Source organism: Citrobacter sp. Cs237, assembly GCF_030332325.1.
Lineage (GTDB): Bacteria > Pseudomonadota > Gammaproteobacteria > Enterobacterales > Enterobacteriaceae > Citrobacter_A > Citrobacter_A sedlakii.
On record NZ_JAOWIB010000032.1, the window covers coordinates 1 to 21,830 of the forward strand.

Sequence of the window (21,830 nt, forward strand, 5' to 3'; positions counted from 1 at the left end):
AGAGCAGTTGACTTTTAATCAATTGGTCGCAGGTTCGAATCCTGCACGACCCACCAATGTAAAAAGGCGCCCTAAAGGCGTCTTTTTGCTATATGCAGAATTTAATGATTCGAACCTGCCGCAGGTTCGGGTCGAACGTAGTGAGACAACGGAGCCGCTTGCGGCGACGGCCCGAAGGGCGAGGCGAAGCCGAGTCATCCTGCACGACCCACCAATGTAAAAAGGCGCCCTAAAGGCGCCTTTTTGCTATATGCAGAATTTAATAACTGGAAAGGCTACGGCGCCGTTTTGTAGACTGGATAAGAGCATGCCATCATCCGGTAAAATGCCGCTACGCCGTTAACGACTCAATCATCCGCTCCAGTGCGGGCGTTGTTTGCTGCTTCTCATAAACCACATACAGGTCCGCCGGTATCCGCTCTTCCAGAGGTCGAAACGCCACCCCAGGCCAGTTCATCTGCGCGTATCCATCCGCCATCAGCGTGATCCCCATCCCCATGCTTATCATCGCCAACACCGTCTGCGGCTCCACCACTTCACGGATGATCATCGGGGAGAAACCCGCCTGCTGGCATACGCGCTGGAGAAATGCCCAATCGGAATGTACCGACGGAAGGGTGACGAAGTATTCATTCCGCAACGCGGCGAGGGGGATTGACTCACGAGAGGCCAACGTATGATCCTCAGGGACGGCGACCAGAAATGAAGACTCATGCAGACGCAGGCTGGTAAATCCGGAGGGAGGCTCGATCGCCATTCGCCAGATCCCGGCATCCAGTTCCCGACGTTCTAACAGCGCCATTTGCATACCCGGTGATTTTTCGCGAAAGAGTACTTCTACGTTGGGGTTTTCTTTTAGAAAACTGCGCATCGCCGGACGCATCCTCCCCCACATTGCGGTCCCGACCACGCCAAGTTCGATTCGCCCCGCCTCACCCCGCCCGATCTGTTCAACTCGCGCCATTGCCTGATTGGCACTCGCCAGCAGCCGCCGGGACTCCTCCATCAGGATTTTACCCGCATGCGTTAGCGCCACGCTGCGCGAATGACGCACAAACAGCAACGTCCCCAGCTGCTGCTCGAGCTCTTTGATATGAATACTCAACGGAGGCTGCGACATGTTCAGACGCGCTGCCGCCCGGCCAAAATGCAGTTCTTCCGCAACCGCAAGAAAATACCGCAGTAGCTTGAGATCGATGCGATGCGCGCGTTCCATGATAAGTGCGTTCCAGTTTAGAGGGAGACGTCGCAACGTTACCACATTGCCGCTCATAAGATAAAACGGCGGGTAGATGACCCGCCGCGAGAGCGATTAATGTGCCAGCGACCTGGTCATTAACTTTTCTGGCTCATGCTTATACTTAAAGAACAGCGCGAATATCACCGCCAGCACCAGAGCGTACGCCGCAAAGACTAACCAGATAGTTTGCCAGTCCTTCACGCCGTCAACCGAAAAATAATCTACCGCCAGGCCGCTCAGTATCGAGCCAACCCAGGCGCCGACGCCATTGACCATGGTCATAAACAGCCCCTGGGCGCTGGCGCGAATTCGCGCGTCCACTTCCTGCTCCACAAAAACAGAACCTGAAATGTTAAAGAAGTCGAAGGCGCAGCCGTAGACAATCATCGACATCAGCAGCATGACAAAGCCAAACGGCGATGGGTCGCCAAAAGCAAAGAAGCCAAAGCGCAGCGTCCATGCCAGCATGCTCATCAGCATGACCGTTTTAATACCAAATCGCTTCAGGAAGAACGGGATCGTCAGAATAAAGCCCACTTCCGCCATCTGGGAAACCGAAAGCAATATTGAGGGATATTTCACCACAAAACTGTCGGCAAATTCCGGGTTGCGGGCAAAGTCATGCAGGAACGGGTTACCGAATACGTTGGTAATTTGCAGCACTGCACCCAGCATCATCGCGAAGAGAAAGAAGATCGCCATACGCGGTTTTTTGAATAGCACAAAAGCATCCAGCCCCAGCTTGCTGACTAAAGATGCGGTCGCTTTCTTCTCCGCAATCGGGATCTTCGGCAGCGTAAAAGCATACATCGTTAGCAGCAGCGATGCGCCAGAGGCGATATACAACTGCGCGCTGCTAAGTTCCAGCCCCATCAGACTGACGGCCCACATCGCGACGATAAAACCAATCGTGCCGAAAACGCGAACAGGCGGGAATGCCGTCGCCGGATCCTGCCCCGCCTGCGCCAGGCAGGAATAAGAAATGCTGTTAGAGAGCGCAATTGTCGGCATGTAGGCCATCGCATTGACCAGCATTACCCAGAACATGGTGTCCGAATCAGTGACGGTCGTTGCGTACAGCAACACGCCAGCGCAAACCAGATGACACAGCATGTACGCACGTTCTGCGCGTAACCATTTGTCCGCGATGATCCCCATAATCCCCGGCATAATAATCGCCGCCAGCCCTTTTGAGCTGTAGATCATCCCCACGTTGGCTCCGGTAAAATGTAAAGTATTAATCATGTAAGAGCCCAGAGTCACCAACCAGCTTCCCCAGATAAAATATTGCAAAAAAGACATGATTTTTAAGCGTGTCGCAATACGCATTCTTTTCCTTCCTTGCCGTAGAGTACGACCCCGTAAGCCGGGGTCTTATTGTTATGTGCCTCAGGCCAGTTTGCGCAGGAAACCGCAAATGAGGTTGATAAAATTTTGCCGGGAAAGTTCTGCTGCCGCGAGCGTTTGCGCATGGGAGAGCGTCACATCGCCCAACCCTTCCGCCAGGTTAGTTATTGCAGAAACGGCAACCACCTTCAGTCCGCAATGGCGGGCGGTAATCACCTCAGGTACCACCGACATCCCCACCACATCACCGCCAATCATTTGCATCATGCGAATCTCTGCGGCTGTTTCAAAGTTCGGTCCAGGGTAAGAAACAAATACCCCTTCATTGAGGGTAAAGCCCTCTTCCGCCGCCACCGTCTGAAGAACCGAGCGATAATCGGCGTCATAAGCATTGGCCAGCGAGAAGAAACGCTCGCCAAAACGTTCGTCATTCAGCCCCACCATCGGCGTACCCGGCATGGTATTAATATGGTCGCTGAGCGCCACCAGGCTTCCTGGTCCCACTTCCGGGCGCAGCGATCCGGCGGCGTTAGTACAGAACAATAACTCGCAGCCCAGCAGCCTGAGGGTACGGATTGCGTCCGTCATAATGGTCATCCCCCGTCCTTCATAGAAGTGCCCGCGCCCTTTCATACAGGCAACCGGCACACCTGCCAGATAGCCGAGAACCAGTTCACCGGCATGACCATGAACCGTGCTTACCGGGAACCCCGGCAGCTTCTCGTACGAAATCGCCACGGCGTCTTCGATCTTTTCAGCAAGCGCGCCTAAACCAGAACCGAGAATAAAAGCCACGCGCGGCGTAAAGCCAGGTGAGTAACCGCGAATGATATCAACGCAATACCACGGATTCTGTGACAGGTCGGAATGAGTCATGGGATGTCCTTAAAAGCTACATATCGAATGAATGGTGTTCAGCACCCTCTTTTTATAGCGAGAGAGCATTGCAACTTTCCAATACACTTTCTCATGACGATCGATATGGAAATGATATCGATCGCCATAGGCAATTAAGATCGCCTCGCTATCGATTAGTAATAATTATGTATTGGATTTCTCACCCATCACATAAATACCATACCTGTTGCTGACAAGAGCAAAATAATAAAACAATCATTCGAAAATAATCTATTTCCGGATACTGGAATATACCCTATGAATAAAAATATTATTATCTTAAGTTTTACCGCCGCATTAACGTTACCGCAATCTGCCCACGCGGAGTTTACAGGTGGATTTGCCGATATCGGTCTTCACTACCTGGACTGGACGTCTGATACCACACACCGAACCAGCAGCAAATCCCACAAAGACGACTTTGGTTATCTGGAACTTGAAGGTGGCGCTAATTTTAGCTGGGGTGAAATATACGCTTTCTTCGACTGGGAAAATTTTTATCGCTCACGGAATGAAAAACCGGGGAGTGAACAGCGCTATACGTTTAAAAACACCAATCGTATTTATCTTGGCGACACCGGATTAAATCTTTATTTGCATGCATACGGGACCTACGGTTCCCCCAATCATATTCATTTCCATGATGACATGTTTTTGTATGGTCTGGGATATAACTTTACCGGCACGGGTTATTGGTTAAAGCCTTTTATTGCAAAACGCTATACCGACCAGACATATTATAGCGGTGACAATGGTTACGTAATGGGATGGGTTGCCGGATACAGTTTTACTCTCGGAAGCGAGAAATTCACCCTCACCAACTGGAACGAATACGAGTTTGATCGCGACCCCGCCTATGCCGCCGGAAACGGAGGCAAAGATGGATTGAATGGCGCCGTGGCGGTATGGTGGAACGCAACCCCGAACCTGACGGCAGGCATTCAGTACCGCTACGCTGATAATAAGCTGGGAGAGTCGTTCCTTCAGGATGGGGTTATCTACTCGGCGAAATTTAACTTCTGACTACAGGGCTGCCAAAGGCTGGCATCGCTGAAGTTTTGCGCTCCTGTGTCGATATCTTGATGGTCCGTCATTTCGGAACAGGTGCGCGCTATGATGACCCGTAATATATCCATCCCTTCCTTGCAAAACTGCGGCTGCGGGGCAAAAGCCGCCGCTGGCAACCAGCAGACAAACGTATATATCTGATTGAGCGCCCACACAGGCACAACGCACCTTTCACCCGGCCGGGAAAAATACTATGCCCTTACTCGCTAGCGCTTCTTTCCTGGGCATCAGCGACATGCGGTGTATACTCTATCGATTCCATTAATATGCAGACGCAGTACGCCTTTGTTATTTCTGTAGTCGATACACACACTGTCAGTACTGAATCCCTGGAGTCGTTATGACGCTTTTTCGTATTCTTGATCCCTTTACGCTGACACTGATCGCCGTTGTTTTGCTGGCGTCGTTTTTTCCCGCAGAAGGGGCTTTTGTCCCTGTCGTCGAAGGCGTGACGACCGCCGCCATTGCGCTGTTGTTCTTTATGCATGGCGCGAAGCTCTCGCGCGAAGCCATTATCGCGGGCGGAAGCCACTGGCGCTTACACCTGTGGGTGATGTGCAGCACCTTTATCCTGTTCCCTGTGCTCGGCGTACTGTTCGCCTGGTGGGCGCCCGTCAACGTCGATCCGATGCTCTACACCGGTTTCCTGTATCTCTGCATTCTGCCTGCCACCGTCCAGTCGGCTATCGCCTTTACTTCGCTGGCCGGCGGCAACGTGGCGGCGGCGGTCTGCTCCGCATCGGCGTCAAGCCTGCTGGGGATTTTCCTTTCGCCACTGCTGGTCGGTCTGGTGATGAACATGCACGGCGCGGAAGGCAGTCTGGAGCAGGTCGGTAAAATCATGCTGCAACTGCTGCTGCCCTTTGTCCTTGGTCATCTTTCCCGACCATGGATCGGTAAATGGGTGGCGAAAAATAAGAAATGGATTGCGAAAACCGACCAGACATCCATCCTGCTGGTCGTTTACTCTGCCTTCAGCGAAGCGGTGGTTAACGGTATCTGGCACAAGGTAGGCTGGGGGTCGCTGCTGTTTATCGTCGTTGTCAGTATTGTGCTATTAACTATCGTTATTGCGGTAAACGTTTTTGTCGCCCGCAAATGCGGCTTCAATAAAGCGGATGAAATCACCATCGTATTCTGCGGCTCAAAAAAGAGCCTCGCCAACGGTATCCCCATGGCCAATATTCTGTTTCCAACGTCGGTGATCGGCATGATGGTATTACCGCTGATGATCTTCCACCAGATTCAACTGATGGTCTGTGCGGTAATGGCACGCCGCTACAAGCAGCAGACCGAAAAAATGCAGGCGCAGCAGGAGAGCCGCGCCGCGAAAGTTTAAAGCGGGCGTTTCAGGGGCTGAACCAGCTGCGTCAGCCCCTCGGTTTTAATGAGCAGCGCAATTTGCATCAGTTCGCCCAGTTTACCCGGCGGAAATTCATCCTTGCGGGCAAACCACAGTAAATACTCCTCCGGCACATCAATCAGCCGGCGCCCTTTATATTTCCCGAACGGCATCACCGTGTTGGCGATCTCAATGAGCTGCTCTTTTTCCATCTCAGGCACCCAGCAGGCGGAGCATTTCCGCTTCGTCAATGACCTCGATGCCCAGCTCTTGGGCTTTCGCCAGCTTCGATCCTGCCGCTTCACCGGCAATCACCAGATCGGTTTTTTTCGACACACTGCCCGCCACTTTCGCCCCAAGAGCCACCAGACGCGCTTTGGCGTCATCACGGGACATCTGGCTCAGGCTGCCGGTCAGAACCACCGTTTTACCGGCGAAGGGACTGTCGATCTCTGCGGGATTGATTGCAACCGGCGCAGGCCAGCGCACGCCTTCCGCCAGTAGTTGGCCAATAACCTCGCGGTTGCTCTCTTCCGCAAAGAAATTGAACACATGGGTCGCCACCACAATTCCCACGTCAGGCACTTTCTGCAACTCGTCTATCGACGCCGCTTCTAAGGCGTCAAGCGTACCGAAGTACGCGGCTAATCCCGCGGCGGTCGCTTCACCGACTTCGCGAATACCCAGCGCATAAAGAAAACGCGCGAACGTTGTCTCCTTCGCCTTTTCCAGCGCGTCCACCACGTTTTGCGCCGACTTCGGCCCCATGCGGTCCAGCCCGGTCAGTTTTCCTGCCGTCAGCCGGAACAGATCCGCAGGCGTATGCACATACTCTTTCTCAACCAACTGGTCGATAATTTTGTCGCCCATTCCGTCAACGTCCATCGCCCGACGGGAAACGAAATGCTTCAGCGACTCTTTCCGCTGCGCGCCGCAGATTAGGCCGCCGGTACAGCGGGCAACGGCTTCGCCTTCCACGCGCTCGACGTCAGAACCGCAAACCGGGCACTGGGCCGGAAATTCAACCGGACGCGTATCATCCGGACGGTCGGAGAGCACCACATTGACGACCTGCGGGATCACGTCGCCCGCCCGGCGAATAACCACTTTGTCGCCAATCCGCAGCCCAAGACGGGCGATTTCATCGGCATTGTGCAGCGTGGCGTTACTGACCAACACGCCAGCCACCTGTACGGGCTCCAGCCGCGCGACAGGCGTGATGGCGCCCGTACGCCCCACCTGAAATTCCACGTCGCGGACAAAGGTCATCTGTTCCTGGGCCGGGAATTTAAACGCCACTGCCCAGCGCGGCGCGCGGGCAACGTAGCCAAGCTGTTCCTGCAGCGCCAGTGAGTTCACTTTGATCACCACGCCGTCAATATCGAAGCCCAGCGTTGGGCGATCTTCTTCCACCTGGCGGTAGAACGCCAGAACCGCTTCCGGAAAGTCGCACAGCGTAACGCGATTACTCACCGGCAATCCCCACGCCTTAAACTGCATCAGTCGGCCCAGGTGGGTATCGGGCAATTCGCCCCCTTCCAGGATACCAACGCCGTAACAGAAGAAAGTCAGCGGTCGCTTCGCTGTAATACGCGGGTCAAGCTGGCGTAGCGAACCCGCGGCCGCATTACGCGGGTTAGCGAAGACTTTGCTCCCGGTACGACGCGCCTCTTCGTTGATTTTTTCAAAACCGGCCTGGGGCAGAAAGACTTCTCCGCGCACTTCCAGACGCTCAGGAATGTTATCGCCATGCAGACGTAGCGGGATGGCGCGGATGGTGCGCACGTTGGTGGTAATGTCTTCCCCGGTGGTTCCGTCGCCACGGGTTGCGGCTCTGACCAATATGCCGTTTTCATACAGAATGCTGACCGCCAGACCATCGAGCTTTAGCTCGCAGCACCAGGTGAGTTTATCGGTGCTTTTTAGGCGATCCTGAACGCGTTTGTTAAACGCCAGGAAGCTCTCTTCGTCAAACACGTTGTCCAGCGACAGCATCGGTACTTCATGACGAATCTGGCTGAACGAGGCCAACGGCGCCGCCCCAACCCGCTGGGTAGGCGAGTCCGGGGTGATCAACTCCGGGTGCCGGGCTTCCAGCTCGCGCAGCTCGCGCATCAGACGATCGTACTCCGCGTCGGGCACTTCCGGCGCATCCATCACATGGTAAAGATACTCATGATGGCGAAGCGTGGTTCGCAGTTCTGTCAGTTGTTGTTCGATTGATTCCATATCGCACCATCAATGATAAAAAACCCCCGACAGGCGGGGGTTCAGAAAAGTATGTGTCGTGCCTTTAGTGTATCAGGCGTTAGCGTCTTTCACTTCGCGGATGCGGTCCTGATACTCACGCAGTTTTTGCGGCGTCATCATCCGGCGCTGGTCGTCCAGCACTACGCCACCCACTTCATCAGCGATATGCTGCGCAGACTGAAGCATCAGCTTAAAGTTTTGCAGTTCGTCGCCATAAGACGGCACCTGCATGAAAATGGTCACGCCTGGCGTGGTGAAGTCGGTCATTTCCGGGTCAAACGTCCCCGGATTAACCATATTCGCCAGGCTGAACAACGCCGGACCACTGCCGTCGGGACTCAGGTGGCGGTGGAAGATATTCATGTCGCCGAATTTGAAGCCCGCTTGCTGGATACTGTTGAGCAGGACGTCGCCATTCAGTTCGCTACCGTGATGAGCGGCAACGTTCATGATGATTACCGCTTCTTTACGCTGCGGTTTTTCTGGCGCAGGGGCCGGCGTTTCTTCTACCACCGGTTCTGGTTGCGGCTCTGCTACTGGCTCAGCCGGCTGGAATGCTTGCGAGGCCGCCTGCGGCGCTGGCGAAGCGGGCTGCTGAACAGGCTGTACCTGAGGCGCGGCAGTTTGCTGCGCCTCAGGCGCAGGTTGTTGCGGCGCGGCCTGCGGCTGAATGGGTTGCTGCGGGGCAGGCTGCGGCTGAACCGGCTGTACCGGACGCGGAGCGTGCTGCGGCGGCACCGTCGCGTCAGGCGGCGGCGCGACCGGCTGACGCGGCTGCGCAGACGCATAAGGCGGCTGGTACTGGTGTTGCGGCGACTGGCGAGGGGCTTCATGCTCCTGCGGGCTGCCGGGGGCATGATTCACGCGGTGAACACGAACTTCACCCACGCCTTCGTCAGCGTCGATATCGTCGTCAAACGGCTCATCGTCGCGTTTTGATTTCATGCGTTTCAGTGGACGATCGCGGAACATAGAAGATCGTTCTTTACGGCTGGTCCAGAAACCATGTACCAGTAAAGCGATTATGGCGATCGCGCCAACAATGATTAATATCAGACGCAAATCCTGCATCATTATATTCTCTGTTGTTCTAACACCTTGCCACCACGGCAAACATTTACTCACTAAGAGTATTTGCCGATTACGTCAAGTGCAAGTGTACTCTTAGCTTTCCCGGCATAAAGATGAAGGAAATCGTGCTTTTTGCTGTTTTTTCGAACATTTCCGAACTGTCCTGAGCGCAATTACCCGGTAAGATACCCGGGTTCACTTAGGACTAATACTAAAAGGAGTCTGTCCTGACTATGGTGTCATCATCCGTCACCGCACCACGCAGCGGTGTGTACTACTTCGCTCAGGGGTGGAAGCTGGTCTCGCAACCCGGGATCCGCCGTTTTGTTATTTTGCCCCTGCTGGTCAATATCGTGCTGATGGGCGGCGCCTTCTGGTGGCTGTTTACCCAACTGGATGCCTGGATCCCGTCGTTAATGCGGCATGTCCCGGACTGGCTGCAGTGGCTGAGTTATCTGCTCTGGCCGATCGCCGTGATCTCGGTGGTGTTGGTCTTTGGCTATTTCTTTTCGACGGTCGCCAACTGGATTGCCGCACCGTTTAACGGTCTGTTGGCGGAACAGCTGGAAGCGCGTCTGACCGGGGCCACGCCGCCAGATACTGGCGTGCTGGGCATCATGAAAGATCTGCCGCGCATCATGAAACGCGAATGGCAAAAATTCGCCTGGTATTTACCGCGCGCCATCGTCCTGCTGATCCTCTATTTCATTCCCGGTATTGGTCAAACTGTCGCCCCGGTGCTCTGGTTCTTGTTCAGTGCCTGGATGCTGGCGATCCAGTATTGCGATTATCCTTTCGATAACCATAAAGTGCCGTTTAAAGAGATGCGTTCTGCCCTGCGCGCGCGCAAGGTCACCAATATGCAGTTTGGCGCGCTCACCAGCCTGTTTACCCTTATCCCGGTGCTGAATCTTTTTATCATGCCGGTTGCAGTGTGCGGCGCAACGGCGATGTGGGTCGATTGCTATCGCGCGAAGCATGCCTTGTGGAAATAATGTAAAGATGAGACGCCAGCCGCTGGTATATGCCGTTTCTTATTCCATACTGATCGTCATTATTTCCTCATAGCATATAGATATGCGAAATCCTTACTTCCCCCTATCCGTCTGACGGGTATGCTGGGAAGGTATCCCAATTTCATACAGTTAAGGACAGGCCATGAGTAAGATTTTTGAAGATAACTCGCTGACTATCGGTCATACGCCGCTGGTTCGACTGAACCGCATCGGTAACGGACGCATTCTGGCGAAGGTGGAGTCACGTAACCCGAGCTTCAGCGTGAAGTGCCGTATCGGTGCCAATATGATTTGGGATGCCGAAAAACGCGGCGTACTGAAACCGGGCGTGGAACTGGTTGAGCCGACCAGCGGCAACACCGGTATCGCACTGGCTTACGTCGCTGCCGCGCGCGGCTATAAGCTGACGCTAACCATGCCGGAAACGATGAGCATCGAGCGCCGCAAGCTGCTGAAAGCGCTGGGTGCGAATCTGGTGCTGACCGAAGGCGCGAAAGGCATGAAGGGCGCGATTCAGAAAGCGGAAGAGATTGTCGCCAGCGATCCGGCGAAATACCTGCTGCTTCAGCAGTTCAGCAACCCGGCGAACCCGGAGATACATGAGAAAACCACCGGCCCGGAAATCTGGGAAGATACCGATGGTCAGGTGGATGTGTTTATTTCTGGCGTGGGTACAGGCGGTACGCTGACTGGCGTATCCCGCTACATCAAAGGCACAAAGGGTAAAGCAGACCTCATTACTGTCGCCGTCGAACCGACTGATTCTCCGGTTATCGCGCAGGCCCTGGCTGGCGAAGAGCTGAAGCCAGGCCCGCACAAAATTCAGGGCATCGGCGCGGGCTTTATTCCAGGCAACCTTGATCTCAAACTGATTGATAAAGTCATTGGCATCACCAATGAAGAGGCGATTTCTACCGCACGCCGTCTGATGGAAGAAGAAGGGATTCTGGCGGGCATCTCCTCCGGCGCAGCCGTCGCTGCCGCGCTTAAATTGCAGGAAGATGAAACCTTTACCAATAAGAATATTGTGGTTATCCTACCGTCCTCGGGTGAGCGTTATCTGAGCACCGCATTGTTTGCCGATCTCTTTACTGAGAAAGAACTGCAACAGTGATGCCAGCTTGTTAAAAACGCGTAAAAAAGCACCTTTTCAGGTGCTTTTTTGTGGCCTGCTTCAAACTTTCACCCCACCTGGCATTGATTCACCCCGTTGGGTCTGGTATTTAACCTGACTAATTATTTTGAAGCGCGAAATTAATCGTTACAGGAAAACTCCCTGCTGAATCGATTTTATGATTTGGTTCAATTCTTGATTTCGCGGCATAATGTTTAATGACGAGCGAAACGTCAGCGGCCAGAAGTTGCCTGCAACGGATTGCGTATAACACCTGGTGTGTCGCGTCCGTTTACGTCGGCACTAACAATACAGGCTAAAGTCGAACCGCCAGGCTAGACTTTAGTTCCACAACACTAAACCTATAAGTTGGGGAAATACAATGTTCCAGCAAGAAGTTACCATTACCGCTCCGAACGGTCTGCATACCCGCCCTGCTGCTCAGTTTGTTAAAGAAGCGAAAGGCTTCACGTCTGAGATTACTGTGACTTCCAACGGCAAAAGCGCAAGCGCAAAAAGCCTGTTCAAACTGCAAACTCTGGGTCTGACTCAGGGCACCGTTGTCACCATTTCTGCGGAAGGTGAAGACGAGCAGAAAGCGGTTGAACATCTGGTCAAGCTGATGGCGGAACTGGAATAAGTTTTTCCGGGTTCTTTTAAAAATCAGTCACAAGTAAGGTAGGGTTATGATTTCAGGCATTTTAGCATCCCCGGGTATCGCTTTCGGCAAGGCACTTTTGCTGAAAGAAGACGAAATCGTCATTGACCGGAAAAAAGTTTCTGCCGACAAGGTTGATCAGGAAGTTGAACGTTTTCTGAGCGGTCGTGCCAAGGCATCTGCGCAATTAGAAGCGATCAAAACCAAAGCTGGTGAAACGTTCGGTGAAGAAAAAGAAGCCATCTTCGAAGGGCATATCATGCTGCTCGAAGATGAGGAGCTGGAGCAGGAAATCATAGCCCTGATTAAAGATAAGCACATGACGGCTGACGCAGCTGCGCATGAAGTTATCGAAGGTCAGGCCACTGCCCTGGAAGAACTGGATGATGAATACCTGAAAGAACGTGCGGCTGATGTGCGTGATATCGGTAAGCGCCTGCTGCGCAACATCCTGGGTTTGGCGATCATCGACCTGAGCGCAATCAAAGACGAGGTTATCCTGGTTGCCGCTGACCTGACCCCGTCCGAAACCGCACAGCTGAACCTGCAAAAAGTGCTGGGTTTCATCACCGACGCGGGCGGCCGTACCTCCCACACCTCAATCATGGCGCGTTCTCTTGAACTGCCTGCTATCGTGGGTACCGGCAGCGTTACCTCTCAGGTTAAAAACGACGACTATCTGATTCTGGATGCCGTAAACAACCAGGTTTACGTCAACCCGACTAACGAAGAAATTGAAAAACTGCGCGCCGTGCAGGAACAGGTTGCCACCGAGAAAGCGGAACTGGCGAAACTGAAAGATCTGCCGGCAATCACCCTGGATGGCCATCAGGTTGAAGTGTGCGCAAACATCGGTACCGTACGTGACGTCGAAGGCGCAGAGCGTAACGGCGCCGAAGGCGTTGGCCTGTATCGTACTGAATTCCTGTTTATGGACCGCGACGCGCTACCGACTGAAGAAGAACAGTTTGCGGCGTACAAAGCTGTTGCTGAAGCCTGCGGCTCTCAGGCAGTTATCGTGCGTACTATGGACATCGGCGGCGACAAAGAGCTGCCGTACATGAATTTCCCGAAAGAAGAGAACCCGTTCCTGGGCTGGCGCGCTGTGCGTATCGCCATGGATCGCAAAGAGATCCTGCGTGACCAGGTTCGCGCTATCCTGCGCGCGTCCGCTTTCGGTAAACTGCGCATTATGTTCCCGATGATTATCTCTGTTGAAGAAGTGCGCGCACTGAAGAAAGAGATCGAAATCTACAAACAGGAACTGCGTGACGAAGGTAAAGCATTTGACGAAGCAATCGAGATTGGCGTGATGGTGGAAACACCGGCTGCGGCGACGATTGCGCGTCATTTAGCCAAAGAAGTTGATTTCTTTAGTATCGGCACCAATGATTTAACGCAGTACACGCTGGCAGTTGACCGTGGTAATGATATGATTTCACATCTTTACCAGCCAATGTCACCGTCCGTGCTGAACTTGATCAAGCAAGTTATTGATGCTTCTCATGCAGAAGGTAAATGGACTGGCATGTGTGGTGAGCTTGCAGGCGACGAACGTGCTACACTTCTGTTGCTGGGGATGGGTCTGGACGAATTCTCTATGAGCGCCATTTCTATCCCGCGCATTAAGAAGATTATCCGTAACACGAACTTCGAAGATGCGAAGGTGTTAGCAGAGCAGGCTCTTGCTCAACCGACAACGGACGAGTTAATGACGCTGGTTAACAAGTTCATTGAAGAAAAAACAATCTGCTAATCCACGAGATGCGGCCCAATTTACTGCTTAGGAGAAGATCATGGGTTTGTTTGATAAACTGAAATCTCTGGTTTCTGATGATAAGAAAGACACCGGAACTATTGAGATTGTTGCTCCGCTCTCTGGCGAGATCGTCAACATCGAAGACGTGCCGGATGTAGTTTTTGCGGAAAAAATCGTTGGTGATGGTATCGCCATCAAACCAACCGGTAACAAAATGGTCGCGCCTGTTGACGGTACCATCGGCAAAATCTTTGAAACCAACCATGCGTTCTCTATCGAATCCGATAGCGGTATCGAGCTGTTCGTTCACTTCGGTATCGACACCGTTGAGCTGAAAGGCGAAGGCTTCAAGCGTATCGCGGAAGAAGGCCAGCGCGTGAAAGTGGGTGACCCGGTCATCGAATTCGATCTGCCGCTGCTGGAAGAAAAAGCCAAGTCCACTCTGACGCCGGTCGTCATCTCCAACATGGACGAGATCAAAGAACTGACCAAACTGTCCGGTAGCGTGACCGTGGGTGAAACTCCGGTTATCCGCATCAAGAAGTAATTCTTGCCGCAGTGAAAAATAGCGCCTTCCGGCGCTATTTTTTTATCCGCCAATTTCACCTTTACAGCAACGTGGCGGTGACCGGACGATAGCACTTCTCGCGCATCAGGATTTTCATGCCGTCCGGTCCACTTTCCAGCATCCGTTTTTCGGCGTCTGCGACCAGCAATTCGCACTGATACCCTCCCGCAATGCCAAACATGGCGCGCGCCACGCAAATATCCGCCAGCGCATCCACTCCACTGGTGTCGAAATGACCGACCACCCGCCCTTGTTGACGAACCACTAAGCGATAACTTTTCATTGCGCCTCCCCTGTCGGCGGCAGTATTAATTCGTCGCAGCCGCATTGTTGGGTCCACATCATGACGTCCAGCACCCTTTCTGCCGCCAGTTGCGTGGCTCGGGTTAACGTCATTTCACGTACAATGCCGCTCACCAGCTCCGCACAGAACAGATCGCCGGTGCCTTTCAGGTCGGTTTCCACCCGCGGATGTTCAATAATATCCACCGATTCAGCCGTCACCACCGCCACGTTGATAGCGTCACGGTTTTGTCCGGGAGCACTGGTGATCACAATCCACTTCAGCGTATCGGTGAGCAGCGACCTCGCCGCAATCACTGCCTCGTCAAGCGTACCGCACGGTTTGCCGCTCAGCATGTGCAGTTCAAAGACATTTGGCGTCAGCCCATGCGCCACTGGCAGCAGATGCTGCCGGTAAGCCTCCGGGATTTCCGCTTTCACATACATACCGCTGTCCACGTCCCCTATCACCGGATCAACCAAAATGGTGATATTGGGGTGGTGCTGGCGCACGTTCTGCAACCATTGCGCCAACAGGACGATTTGCTCTGCGCTGCCCATGTAACCGGTGGTCACCGCCTTCAGCTCGCGCAGGGCGTCGCGCTCACTCAGCGCCTGTAAATAGCCGTTAAACCAGTCGGCAGGAATAATGCCGCCATAAAACGTCTCGTAATGCGGCGTATTGCTGAACAGCACCGTAGGTACCGCCGTGACGCGCAAACCTTTTGCCTTAATAGCCGGCACCGCGATGCTGTTACCCACGCTGCCGTACACCACCTGTGACTGAACGGCGACGATGTCGGTTTGTAACGCCCGATGGCTATCGCTAAAAAGCACTGACTGTATATCACTCTCCTGCGCCATAAACATCTCCTCTCACTGGACAGCGGGCTGGCGCCTCACTATTATCGTCATATGCTAAAATTCATTTTGTCATAGGTCAATAATGATCGACGGAAAAACCGCCAGCGAAATCTTTGACAACATCCGCCAGCATATCACCAGCGGAGCGTTACGTTCGGGGGATACCTTACCTCCCGTGCGCGAACTGGCCCAGGCGCTGAACGTCAACCGAAATACTGTCGCTGCGGCCTACAAACGGCTGGTTATCTCCGGGCTGGCGCTGAGTCAGGGGCGCAACGGCACGGTGATAAACGGCGCCTCTGCGCCAGTTGCGCTGGAAGGAAGCGATCCGCACACTCCGCTTGTCGATCTTTCCGGCGGCAATCCCGCAGCGGATCGTCTGCCCGAGCTGGGACGCTATCTAAAAACGCTCACGCATACTCACCGCTTGTACGGCGATGAAGCGTTATCGCCCGCGTTACAACAGTGGGCGCAAACATGGATGAAGGATGCCACCCCTGCCGAAGGCGAAATTGATATTACCAGCGGCGCCATTGATGCCATTGAACGTCTGCTGAGCGCCCACCTGCTGCCGGGCGACAGCGTGGCGGTGGAAGATCCGTGCTTTCTGAGCAGCATTAATATGCTGCGCTACAGCGGTTTTCGCGCCACGCCCGTGCGCGTTGACGAGGAAGGCATGCAACCGGACATGCTGGAGCAGGCCTTACGCCTGGGCGCACGCGCGGTGATTATTACCCCACGCGCGCATAATCCAACCGGATGCAGCCTGAGCGCCACGCGTGCCGCCGCGTTACAAAACATACTTGCCCGCTATCCGCAGGTGTTAGTCATTGTCGACGATCATTTCGCCCTGCTCTCGACATCAGCCTGGCATCCGGTTATCGCCGCGGAAACCCTGCGCTGGGCGGTGGTGCGTTCAATGTCGAAAACGCTCGGCCCGGACCTGCGTCTCGCCATCGTTTCCAGCGATCCGCTGACGTCGCAGAAACTGCGCCTGCGCCTGAACGCGGGCAGCCAGTGGGTCAGTCATCTACTTCAGGATCTCGCTTCTGCCTGCCTGAACGACAGTGATTTTCAGCGCTCATTGAACCATACCCGGCAGTTTTATGCGTCCCGCCAGCAAAAGCTGGCCGGGGCGCTGGGCCAGCATGATCTGGCCGTACCGCCGGGCGACGGTCTGAATCTGTGGCTGCCACTGAAGGACACCAGTCAGAAAACCGCTTTTATGCTGGCGAAATCAGGCTGGCTGGTGCGCGAAGGTGAGGCGTTTGGCGTGAACGAACCTGCACACGGTCTGCGTATCACGCTGTCGACATTGAGCGACAGCGATATCAACACCCTGGCGGCTGATATTTATCAGGCGCTGAATGGCTAACAGGAGAAGAGCGTGCGAGTACATTTTGTTGTTCACGAATCATTTGAATCCACCGGCGCCTATCTGCCATGGGCAGAACAACGGGGCTATACCCTCTCATGGTCTCGCGTTTATGCCGGAGAACCCGTGCCGAAGAACGCGGACGGCTTTGACATGCTGGTTGTATTTGGCGGCCCCCAGTCGCCGCGAACAACGCTTGCAGAATGTCCGTACTTTGACTCGCTGGCGGAACAGCATCTCATTAATCAGGCGATAAGCGCCGGACGTATTGTGGTGGGCATCTGTCTTGGCGCGCAATTGATTGGCGAAGCATTGGGCGCAAAGGTCTGCAAAAGCCCGGAAAAAGAGATCGGTCATTTCCCTATTACGCTGACCGCAGCAGGCAAAGAGCATCCGTTTTTCTCTCACTTTGATTCTCCACTGAGTGTCGGTCACTGGCATAACGATATGCCGGGATTAACCGATCAGGCGACCGTCATTGCGGAAAGTAAAGGCTGTCCGCGACAAATTGTGCAGTTTGGTCATTTCATTTACGGCTTCCAGTGCCACATGGAATTTACCGCCGAGTCCGTCGAAGGATTGATTAGGCACTCCCAACAGGAGCTGGCGGAAGCCGCAGGGAAAACGTTCATCCGTTCGGTAAAGGAAATGCGCGAATGGAGTTACCAGGAAATGAATGAAACGCTGTGGCGGTTTCTGGATAAACTTCTGCAAGCACATTCAGAAAATTACCCCGGTCGCGGGTGCAACTAAACGCAGGACGCCTTGTCAGAACTACGAAGGATTTCTCATCGCAAGGAAAAGTGGAATGAAAAGAATCGCCTGTACGCTATTTGCTCTCCTGTTAACTCTTCCGGTCTGGGCGAAGCTGAATGCCCATGAAGAGGCACGCATCAGCGCCATGCTTGATGCACTGGCGCAAAAAAAGGATTTAATCTTCGTGAGAAACGGCGATTCACATAATTGTGATGAAGCAGTATCCCACCTGCGCCTGAAGCTGGGGAATACCCGCAACCGTATTGATACCGCAGAACAATTCATTGATAAAGTCGCCTCCTCTTCATCGATTACCGGCAAACCCTACATTGTGCGAATTCCGGGTAAAAATGATGAAAATGCCAAACCTTATCTGCACGCACTGATCGCGGAAACAGATAAAACCCTTAACTAATTTTCTCAACGAATCGGTTAGAACATTCCCTAACCGATAGTTTTACCATTGCCAAAGAGATAATGTCATGGCAAATACTTTATTAAAGTTTGTTGTACCTGTTTTATCATTAATGATAAGTCACAATGTGATTGCCGCAGAAAATAATCGCTGTGATTTCTCTATCAGTCAGCAATCCCCTTCGACACTAATTACCTCACTGATGAATCAATTACCGGATGTGGTTAAAACCGGTAACAAAGAATCCGTCGGGAATTTCGTCGACAGCATCTGGAATGAACTGCATGCATCCTGTGCTAATTTCGAAAACGCGAATGCGGTAGTATGGCGCCTCACGCAGGCGCTGAATGAAACCGCTCAGTATGAAAAAGCCATTGAATTAAATAAAAAAGCGGCAGAGGCGACCACCAATGTTGATCAGCATCAGCGTTTTATTCGCAAAGCGACCACGCAAGCGATGCTGGCTGGTAAAGGAAGTGAAGCACAGCAGTTCATTAAAACGTATCTTTCCATCAAAAACCTCCCCGCTGAGATGTGGCAACTGGATGATGAGAATAATCAGTTAAATTATGCTCTTGCCCATCTGACGGTGCCGTTAACCACTGGGCGCTGGACGCTGGCAAAAATATATTCTACCGGTCAACGTGATGGCGCGTCAGTGATTCGTTTTACTAACAATGGCGATGGAATCTATAACGTCGCAGACAACTATGTTTCCGCTGACATAACGCTCCACTACCGGGGATCTAATAACACTGAGCATTCAGTAAAAACAACGCAGATAAAACGACCCTGGCTTTATACAACAGCAGAGGATGCTGAGCTTTCGGCAAAATTACCCGATTTCCCAGGCGAAAATATTAAACAAATAAAATCAGCTCAACGTTATAGCGTCGCCGGGGATAGCGTGACGACGGCAATATGGCAAATAACGCAAGGATCGTGGGAAATGGCGGTTCAGGCAACATTTCAGACAGCGCACAGCGAAAATGCCCTTCAGCAACTGTCTTCACTGTTTACAAAAATAAAATGGCCGCAGGCAGACACGCTTCCCCCCATTCAGAAAGAACTGGATGCACTGACAAAAACAACTTACCGTACCACGGCCGAATGGAATAACGCTGCCCGACAGGCAAACTTATTGCTTCCGGCGGCAAAATTCCCGCTTGAAAAAGCAAGAGTCAACGCCATTCTCGGTATCCATTCATACCGGCAAAATAAACTGGATAAAGCCTGGTCATATCTTCAATATGCTCGCGCCGCTTATTCGCAAACCTTAACGACTCAAACCGAAGATAACTATGGTTCGCAAGCGCTTCTGATGTACCTGACGGACATTGCTTACCGGACGAAAAAGAAGACCTATACCGAACTGGTGAAACAATCATTAAGGCATTCGCCAATGGATAGCCATTGGGTTTTTGATCCTGTTATCCCACAAATATTCAACAAAAAAAGCCAGTTACGCTTTCCCTTTAACGTCGGCATTTTCCATGCCTCAGCATTCACGTATATCGAAGGAACCGTTGTTTATTCTGCAGCAAAATATGGCTATTCGACTGAGTTTTCCGCCGGGTTGACGGAGTTGTCTGAAGTCAATGTGCCGAACATTATCAAAGCTAAAGTCAAACGCCTTCAGGAAGAAGATCGACAAAAAATAACTATAGCGGACAAAGACCTGCATAAAACAACCTATCCCTTTAGTTTACAGGGACAGAAGAAAATGGCGACAAAGTGGTCGGTCAAATGGTACAGCGGTAGCGAAAAAACAGAAAAATCACTGATCTACTGGACGTTTCCTTACCAGAGCGGTTATGGCGCGATCCTTGCGGTGGTCGATAACAAGGACAACGCGGTATTGCCCGAGCTGGATAAATTTGCCAAACAACTGGCACAGTACTCTGCCCCTGCATCGTCGTCAGTTTCTGGAGAACGTAATGATGTTTCTAACTAACAGGCACGTTTTATTCGCTCTGGTTTGTTCCTTTGTCGCGCCAACGTTTGCCGCAGCCACCTCATCTCCTGTTGAACGATATGAACTGTGCCAAAAGCTACCCTATTACGACCAAGAGCAACAATATCTGATACGGCGCCAGCAACTCGACAGCTACAAGGAAGCAATGGGATTGATTCAGCAGGGAGATTTTATTACTGCACAACGGGCGCTACTGTCCAGTCTGGAAAAAATGAAGGTAAGCTGCGACATTAACCACTATGAGTTGTCATCAGAACTGGATACCCTGGCATGGCTGTTGGAAAAAAAACACCGCTACGCTGAAGCACAGAGCCTGTTCGAAAATGCGCTACCGCTGGCAGAATATGATGATTTCATTAAAGGATTTTTAATTTCTGCCGCTAAATATGCCTGGTTCGCAGAAAAACAAACGGATGCCATCCTTTTAATTAAACGTGTGTATTCCGGCGAAGGAGGTAAAAAAATCTCACCTAATCTTTGGCACATAGACGAAAAAAATAACCAACTGTCCTGGCGGGTGGCTAATATGCGCTTCCCTGTTATTAACGCAAAGAAATGGTTGCTGGTTGATATTGACTCGGGTGAAACCCGGGATTACCCGACAGACCTGACCTACATATTATCATCCGGTGGAAAGATTCGCTTCACGATGACCTATAATGAAGTCGAAAAAGAAGACTCAATGGTATCACCTGAGGATAAAAACGTTGCGCCGCCCGTAACAGATATCGGCCATATACCAGATTTCCCGGTGGATAAAAATCTCCAGCAGAAATTTGTTGTAGCAGCAGAGGAACAAATTTCCGTCACATGGAAAATTAAGCAAGGTGACTGGCGGGTCACCATAAAAGCGAAAATTCCTGAAAGCGACAGCCAGGCCGCAATAAAGTCGATTGCTGATTTGTTTGCGCAGATTAAATGGGATAATCCGCCAAAACTCTATCACCAGCAAACGATGCGCTCGATTGAAGCTGAATTGTATCCTCTTGGGGTAGGACTGTCCGCGCCTGATGCTCCTGATGAGAACTGGGACAAAGCCAGGATCATCGCGCAAAAAGGGTTACAGATCGCCGCATTCCCGGCTGAATATCAAAAATTTTACAGCATTACAGGCCTTGCGGATTATCGTAAGGGAAAGTATGCCGATGCCAGTCAGGCGTTCGAAAAAGCGCGGGCGCAGTTCCCCTATACTCATAACGACTGGGACTATGAAAAAATTTTATTCTACTCAGCGCTCAGTACATTACGTTTTGAAGAAGGGAAAGACGGTTATGAGCTTCTGGCGAAATATATCCAGGCAGCCGGCCTCATTGGCGATAGCCAGCAGTGGAGCGTAGACACCGCGCACGGGGCGATAAGAGAAAATAAAGATGATGGATTGATTTTTCCCTTACTCACTGCCCAGACAATACTGGAGTATGCAGGGACGGATTATCTCCTGTATTCCTCCGAAAAAAATCCAGACAGTTTCCTGGTTCAGATATTACCGTCAGATACGTCGCCAAAAGCATTTATCCTGCAGCGTCTGAAAATGGCGAAAGATCAGACGGAAGGCATTAAATTCGAGCACACCGCACAGGATATTTCAGGAAGTCAGAACAACGCCGTGCGTTGGGTCTTCCATAAAGAGGAATCCATCAGAGATTACCTGTCGCCGGATGACGGTGTTTACTGGTTTATTCCCTGGCAGGGAAAGACCATTGCTGTTTTTCCCAGAACGTATGACCGGAAAGCGCCTGCGGCAGAGAAAACGGATAACTTCGTTCGTGAACTGCTGACTGCTGATTTAAAAGAGAAAGCCTAATCTACGTCAAACCGGTCAGTGACACACTG

20 protein-coding genes and 1 other RNA gene are annotated in these 21,830 nt (G+C 52.3%); 13 read left to right on the forward strand and 8 right to left on the reverse strand.

All coding sequences use genetic code 11. The annotated features are described in order from the left end of the window. Nucleotides 1-78 precede the first annotated feature (78 nt). A non-coding RNA gene (locus tag OGY07_RS00350) (RtT sRNA) lies at nucleotides 79-214 on the forward strand. Between the two features lie 117 nt (nucleotides 215-331). On the opposite strand, the gene OGY07_RS00355 is transcribed toward OGY07_RS00350, so the two are convergent. The 3 genes from OGY07_RS00355 to xapA form a co-directional block, all read right to left on the reverse strand. Further along, nucleotides 332-1,216, reverse strand: coding sequence for a LysR family transcriptional regulator (locus OGY07_RS00355; RefSeq protein WP_060570595.1), 885 nt, complete (start codon nucleotides 1,214-1,216; stop codon nucleotides 332-334). A 96-nt stretch (nucleotides 1,217-1,312) separates the two neighbouring features. After that, complete coding sequence (locus OGY07_RS00360) at nucleotides 1,313-2,569, reverse strand: nucleoside permease (protein ID WP_042290818.1); 1,257 nt, start codon at nucleotides 2,567-2,569, stop codon at nucleotides 1,313-1,315. A gap of 60 nt (nucleotides 2,570-2,629) precedes the next feature. Continuing rightward, nucleotides 2,630-3,463: a xanthosine phosphorylase gene (gene xapA / locus OGY07_RS00365; RefSeq protein ID WP_060570591.1), complete on the reverse strand. Its 834-nt coding sequence runs from the start codon at nucleotides 3,461-3,463 to the stop codon at nucleotides 2,630-2,632. 279 nt (nucleotides 3,464-3,742) lie between these two features. Here xapA and OGY07_RS00370 point away from each other — a divergent pair, with 279 nt between their 5' ends. Both OGY07_RS00370 and OGY07_RS00375 read left to right on the forward strand, forming a co-directional pair. Beyond that, the gene (locus OGY07_RS00370) at nucleotides 3,743-4,507 is read left to right on the forward strand and encodes a nucleoside-specific channel-forming Tsx family protein (protein ID WP_286597978.1); all 765 of its coding nucleotides are present in this window, start codon (nucleotides 3,743-3,745) and stop codon (nucleotides 4,505-4,507) included. Nucleotides 4,508-4,892: 385 nt separating this feature from the next. Beyond that, nucleotides 4,893-5,891 (forward strand): bile acid:sodium symporter family protein, encoded by a 999-nt coding sequence (locus OGY07_RS00375; RefSeq protein WP_042290823.1) that lies wholly within the window; start codon nucleotides 4,893-4,895, stop codon nucleotides 5,889-5,891. On the opposite strand, the gene OGY07_RS00380 is transcribed toward OGY07_RS00375, so the two are convergent. From OGY07_RS00380 to zipA, 3 genes are all read right to left on the reverse strand, one after another. Beyond that, the gene (locus tag OGY07_RS00380) at nucleotides 5,888-6,106 is read right to left on the reverse strand and encodes a DUF3820 family protein (RefSeq protein WP_060570586.1); all 219 of its coding nucleotides are present in this window, start codon (nucleotides 6,104-6,106) and stop codon (nucleotides 5,888-5,890) included. The genes OGY07_RS00375 and OGY07_RS00380 overlap by 4 nt on opposite strands. Before the next feature lies 1 nt (nucleotide 6,107). Beyond that, a complete protein-coding gene (gene ligA / locus OGY07_RS00385; RefSeq protein WP_286597982.1) occupies nucleotides 6,108-8,123 on the reverse strand; it encodes an NAD-dependent DNA ligase LigA in 2,016 nt (671 codons plus the stop codon). Between the two features lie 72 nt (nucleotides 8,124-8,195). Continuing rightward, a complete protein-coding gene (gene zipA, locus OGY07_RS00390) occupies nucleotides 8,196-9,218 on the reverse strand; it encodes a cell division protein ZipA (protein ID WP_060570580.1) in 1,023 nt (340 codons plus the stop codon). A gap of 230 nt (nucleotides 9,219-9,448) precedes the next feature. Between zipA and cysZ the strand changes: the two genes are divergently transcribed. From cysZ to crr, 5 genes are all read left to right on the forward strand, one after another. Beyond that, entirely contained in the window at nucleotides 9,449-10,210 is a 762-nt protein-coding gene (cysZ, locus tag OGY07_RS00395) for a sulfate transporter CysZ (RefSeq protein ID WP_181822792.1), read from the forward strand. Nucleotides 10,211-10,373: 163 nt separating this feature from the next. After that, complete coding sequence (cysK, locus tag OGY07_RS00400; protein WP_042290830.1) at nucleotides 10,374-11,345, forward strand: cysteine synthase A; 972 nt, start codon at nucleotides 10,374-10,376, stop codon at nucleotides 11,343-11,345. Nucleotides 11,346-11,727: 382 nt separating this feature from the next. Then, entirely contained in the window at nucleotides 11,728-11,985 is a 258-nt protein-coding gene (gene ptsH, locus OGY07_RS00405; protein WP_000487600.1) for a phosphocarrier protein Hpr, read from the forward strand. Between the two features lie 46 nt (nucleotides 11,986-12,031). After that, entirely contained in the window at nucleotides 12,032-13,759 is a 1,728-nt protein-coding gene (gene ptsI / locus OGY07_RS00410; RefSeq protein ID WP_042290832.1) for a phosphoenolpyruvate-protein phosphotransferase PtsI, read from the forward strand. Nucleotides 13,760-13,799: 40 nt separating this feature from the next. After that, entirely contained in the window at nucleotides 13,800-14,309 is a 510-nt protein-coding gene (crr, locus tag OGY07_RS00415; RefSeq protein WP_042290834.1) for a PTS glucose transporter subunit IIA, read from the forward strand. A 61-nt stretch (nucleotides 14,310-14,370) separates the two neighbouring features. On the opposite strand, the gene OGY07_RS00420 is transcribed toward crr, so the two are convergent. Next, nucleotides 14,371-14,613 carry a hypothetical protein gene (locus tag OGY07_RS00420; RefSeq protein WP_060570578.1) on the reverse strand — a complete coding sequence of 81 codons (243 nt, stop codon included), beginning with the start codon at nucleotides 14,611-14,613 and terminating at the stop codon, nucleotides 14,371-14,373. Beyond that, a complete protein-coding gene (pdxK, locus tag OGY07_RS00425) occupies nucleotides 14,610-15,476 on the reverse strand; it encodes a pyridoxine/pyridoxal/pyridoxamine kinase (protein ID WP_286597998.1) in 867 nt (288 codons plus the stop codon). The genes OGY07_RS00420 and pdxK overlap by 4 nt, the downstream gene beginning before the upstream one ends. Nucleotides 15,477-15,558: 82 nt before the next feature. On the opposite strand from pdxK, the gene ptsJ reads away from it, so the two are divergent. From ptsJ to OGY07_RS00450, 5 genes are all read left to right on the forward strand, one after another. Further along, complete coding sequence (ptsJ, locus tag OGY07_RS00430) at nucleotides 15,559-16,851, forward strand: MocR-like B6 salvage transcription factor PtsJ (protein WP_286598000.1); 1,293 nt, start codon at nucleotides 15,559-15,561, stop codon at nucleotides 16,849-16,851. Nucleotides 16,852-16,863: 12 nt separating this feature from the next. Next, nucleotides 16,864-17,604, forward strand: coding sequence for a type 1 glutamine amidotransferase (locus OGY07_RS00435; RefSeq protein WP_286598002.1), 741 nt, complete (start codon nucleotides 16,864-16,866; stop codon nucleotides 17,602-17,604). A gap of 55 nt (nucleotides 17,605-17,659) precedes the next feature. Further along, entirely contained in the window at nucleotides 17,660-18,022 is a 363-nt protein-coding gene (locus OGY07_RS00440; RefSeq protein ID WP_042290841.1) for a YfeK family protein, read from the forward strand. Nucleotides 18,023-18,089: 67 nt separating this feature from the next. Beyond that, on the forward strand, nucleotides 18,090-19,976 hold the full coding sequence (locus OGY07_RS00445; protein WP_286598006.1) for a hypothetical protein: 1,887 nt from the start codon (nucleotides 18,090-18,092) through the stop codon (nucleotides 19,974-19,976). Next, on the forward strand, nucleotides 19,960-21,801 hold the full coding sequence (locus tag OGY07_RS00450) for a tetratricopeptide repeat protein (RefSeq protein ID WP_286598008.1): 1,842 nt from the start codon (nucleotides 19,960-19,962) through the stop codon (nucleotides 21,799-21,801). Before OGY07_RS00445 ends, OGY07_RS00450 begins: the two co-directional genes overlap by 17 nt. Nucleotides 21,802-21,830 lie beyond the last annotated feature (29 nt).

Coding starts and splice junctions, on each gene's coding strand:
- OGY07_RS00355 (WP_060570595.1), bottom strand. CDS start 1,216: ATGGAACGCGCGCATCGCATCGATCTCAAGCTACTGCGGTATTTTCTT.
- OGY07_RS00360 (WP_042290818.1), bottom strand. CDS start 2,569: ATGCGTATTGCGACACGCTTAAAAATCATGTCTTTTTTGCAATATTTT.
- xapA (WP_060570591.1), bottom strand. CDS start 3,463: ATGACTCATTCCGACCTGTCACAGAATCCGTGGTATTGCGTTGATATC.
- OGY07_RS00370 (WP_286597978.1), top strand. CDS start 3,743: ATGAATAAAAATATTATTATCTTAAGTTTTACCGCCGCATTAACGTTA.
- OGY07_RS00375 (WP_042290823.1), top strand. CDS start 4,893: ATGACGCTTTTTCGTATTCTTGATCCCTTTACGCTGACACTGATCGCC.
- OGY07_RS00380 (WP_060570586.1), bottom strand. CDS start 6,106: ATGGAAAAAGAGCAGCTCATTGAGATCGCCAACACGGTGATGCCGTTC.
- ligA (WP_286597982.1), bottom strand. CDS start 8,123: ATGGAATCAATCGAACAACAACTGACAGAACTGCGAACCACGCTTCGC.
- zipA (WP_060570580.1), bottom strand. CDS start 9,218: ATGATGCAGGATTTGCGTCTGATATTAATCATTGTTGGCGCGATCGCC.
- cysZ (WP_181822792.1), top strand. CDS start 9,449: ATGGTGTCATCATCCGTCACCGCACCACGCAGCGGTGTGTACTACTTC.
- cysK (WP_042290830.1), top strand. CDS start 10,374: ATGAGTAAGATTTTTGAAGATAACTCGCTGACTATCGGTCATACGCCG.
- ptsH (WP_000487600.1), top strand. CDS start 11,728: ATGTTCCAGCAAGAAGTTACCATTACCGCTCCGAACGGTCTGCATACC.
- ptsI (WP_042290832.1), top strand. CDS start 12,032: ATGATTTCAGGCATTTTAGCATCCCCGGGTATCGCTTTCGGCAAGGCA.
- crr (WP_042290834.1), top strand. CDS start 13,800: ATGGGTTTGTTTGATAAACTGAAATCTCTGGTTTCTGATGATAAGAAA.
- OGY07_RS00420 (WP_060570578.1), bottom strand. CDS start 14,613: ATGAAAAGTTATCGCTTAGTGGTTCGTCAACAAGGGCGGGTGGTCGGT.
- pdxK (WP_286597998.1), bottom strand. CDS start 15,476: ATGGCGCAGGAGAGTGATATACAGTCAGTGCTTTTTAGCGATAGCCAT.
- ptsJ (WP_286598000.1), top strand. CDS start 15,559: ATGATCGACGGAAAAACCGCCAGCGAAATCTTTGACAACATCCGCCAG.
- OGY07_RS00440 (WP_042290841.1), top strand. CDS start 17,660: ATGAAAAGAATCGCCTGTACGCTATTTGCTCTCCTGTTAACTCTTCCG.
- OGY07_RS00445 (WP_286598006.1), top strand. CDS start 18,090: ATGGCAAATACTTTATTAAAGTTTGTTGTACCTGTTTTATCATTAATG.
- OGY07_RS00450 (WP_286598008.1), top strand. CDS start 19,960: ATGATGTTTCTAACTAACAGGCACGTTTTATTCGCTCTGGTTTGTTCC.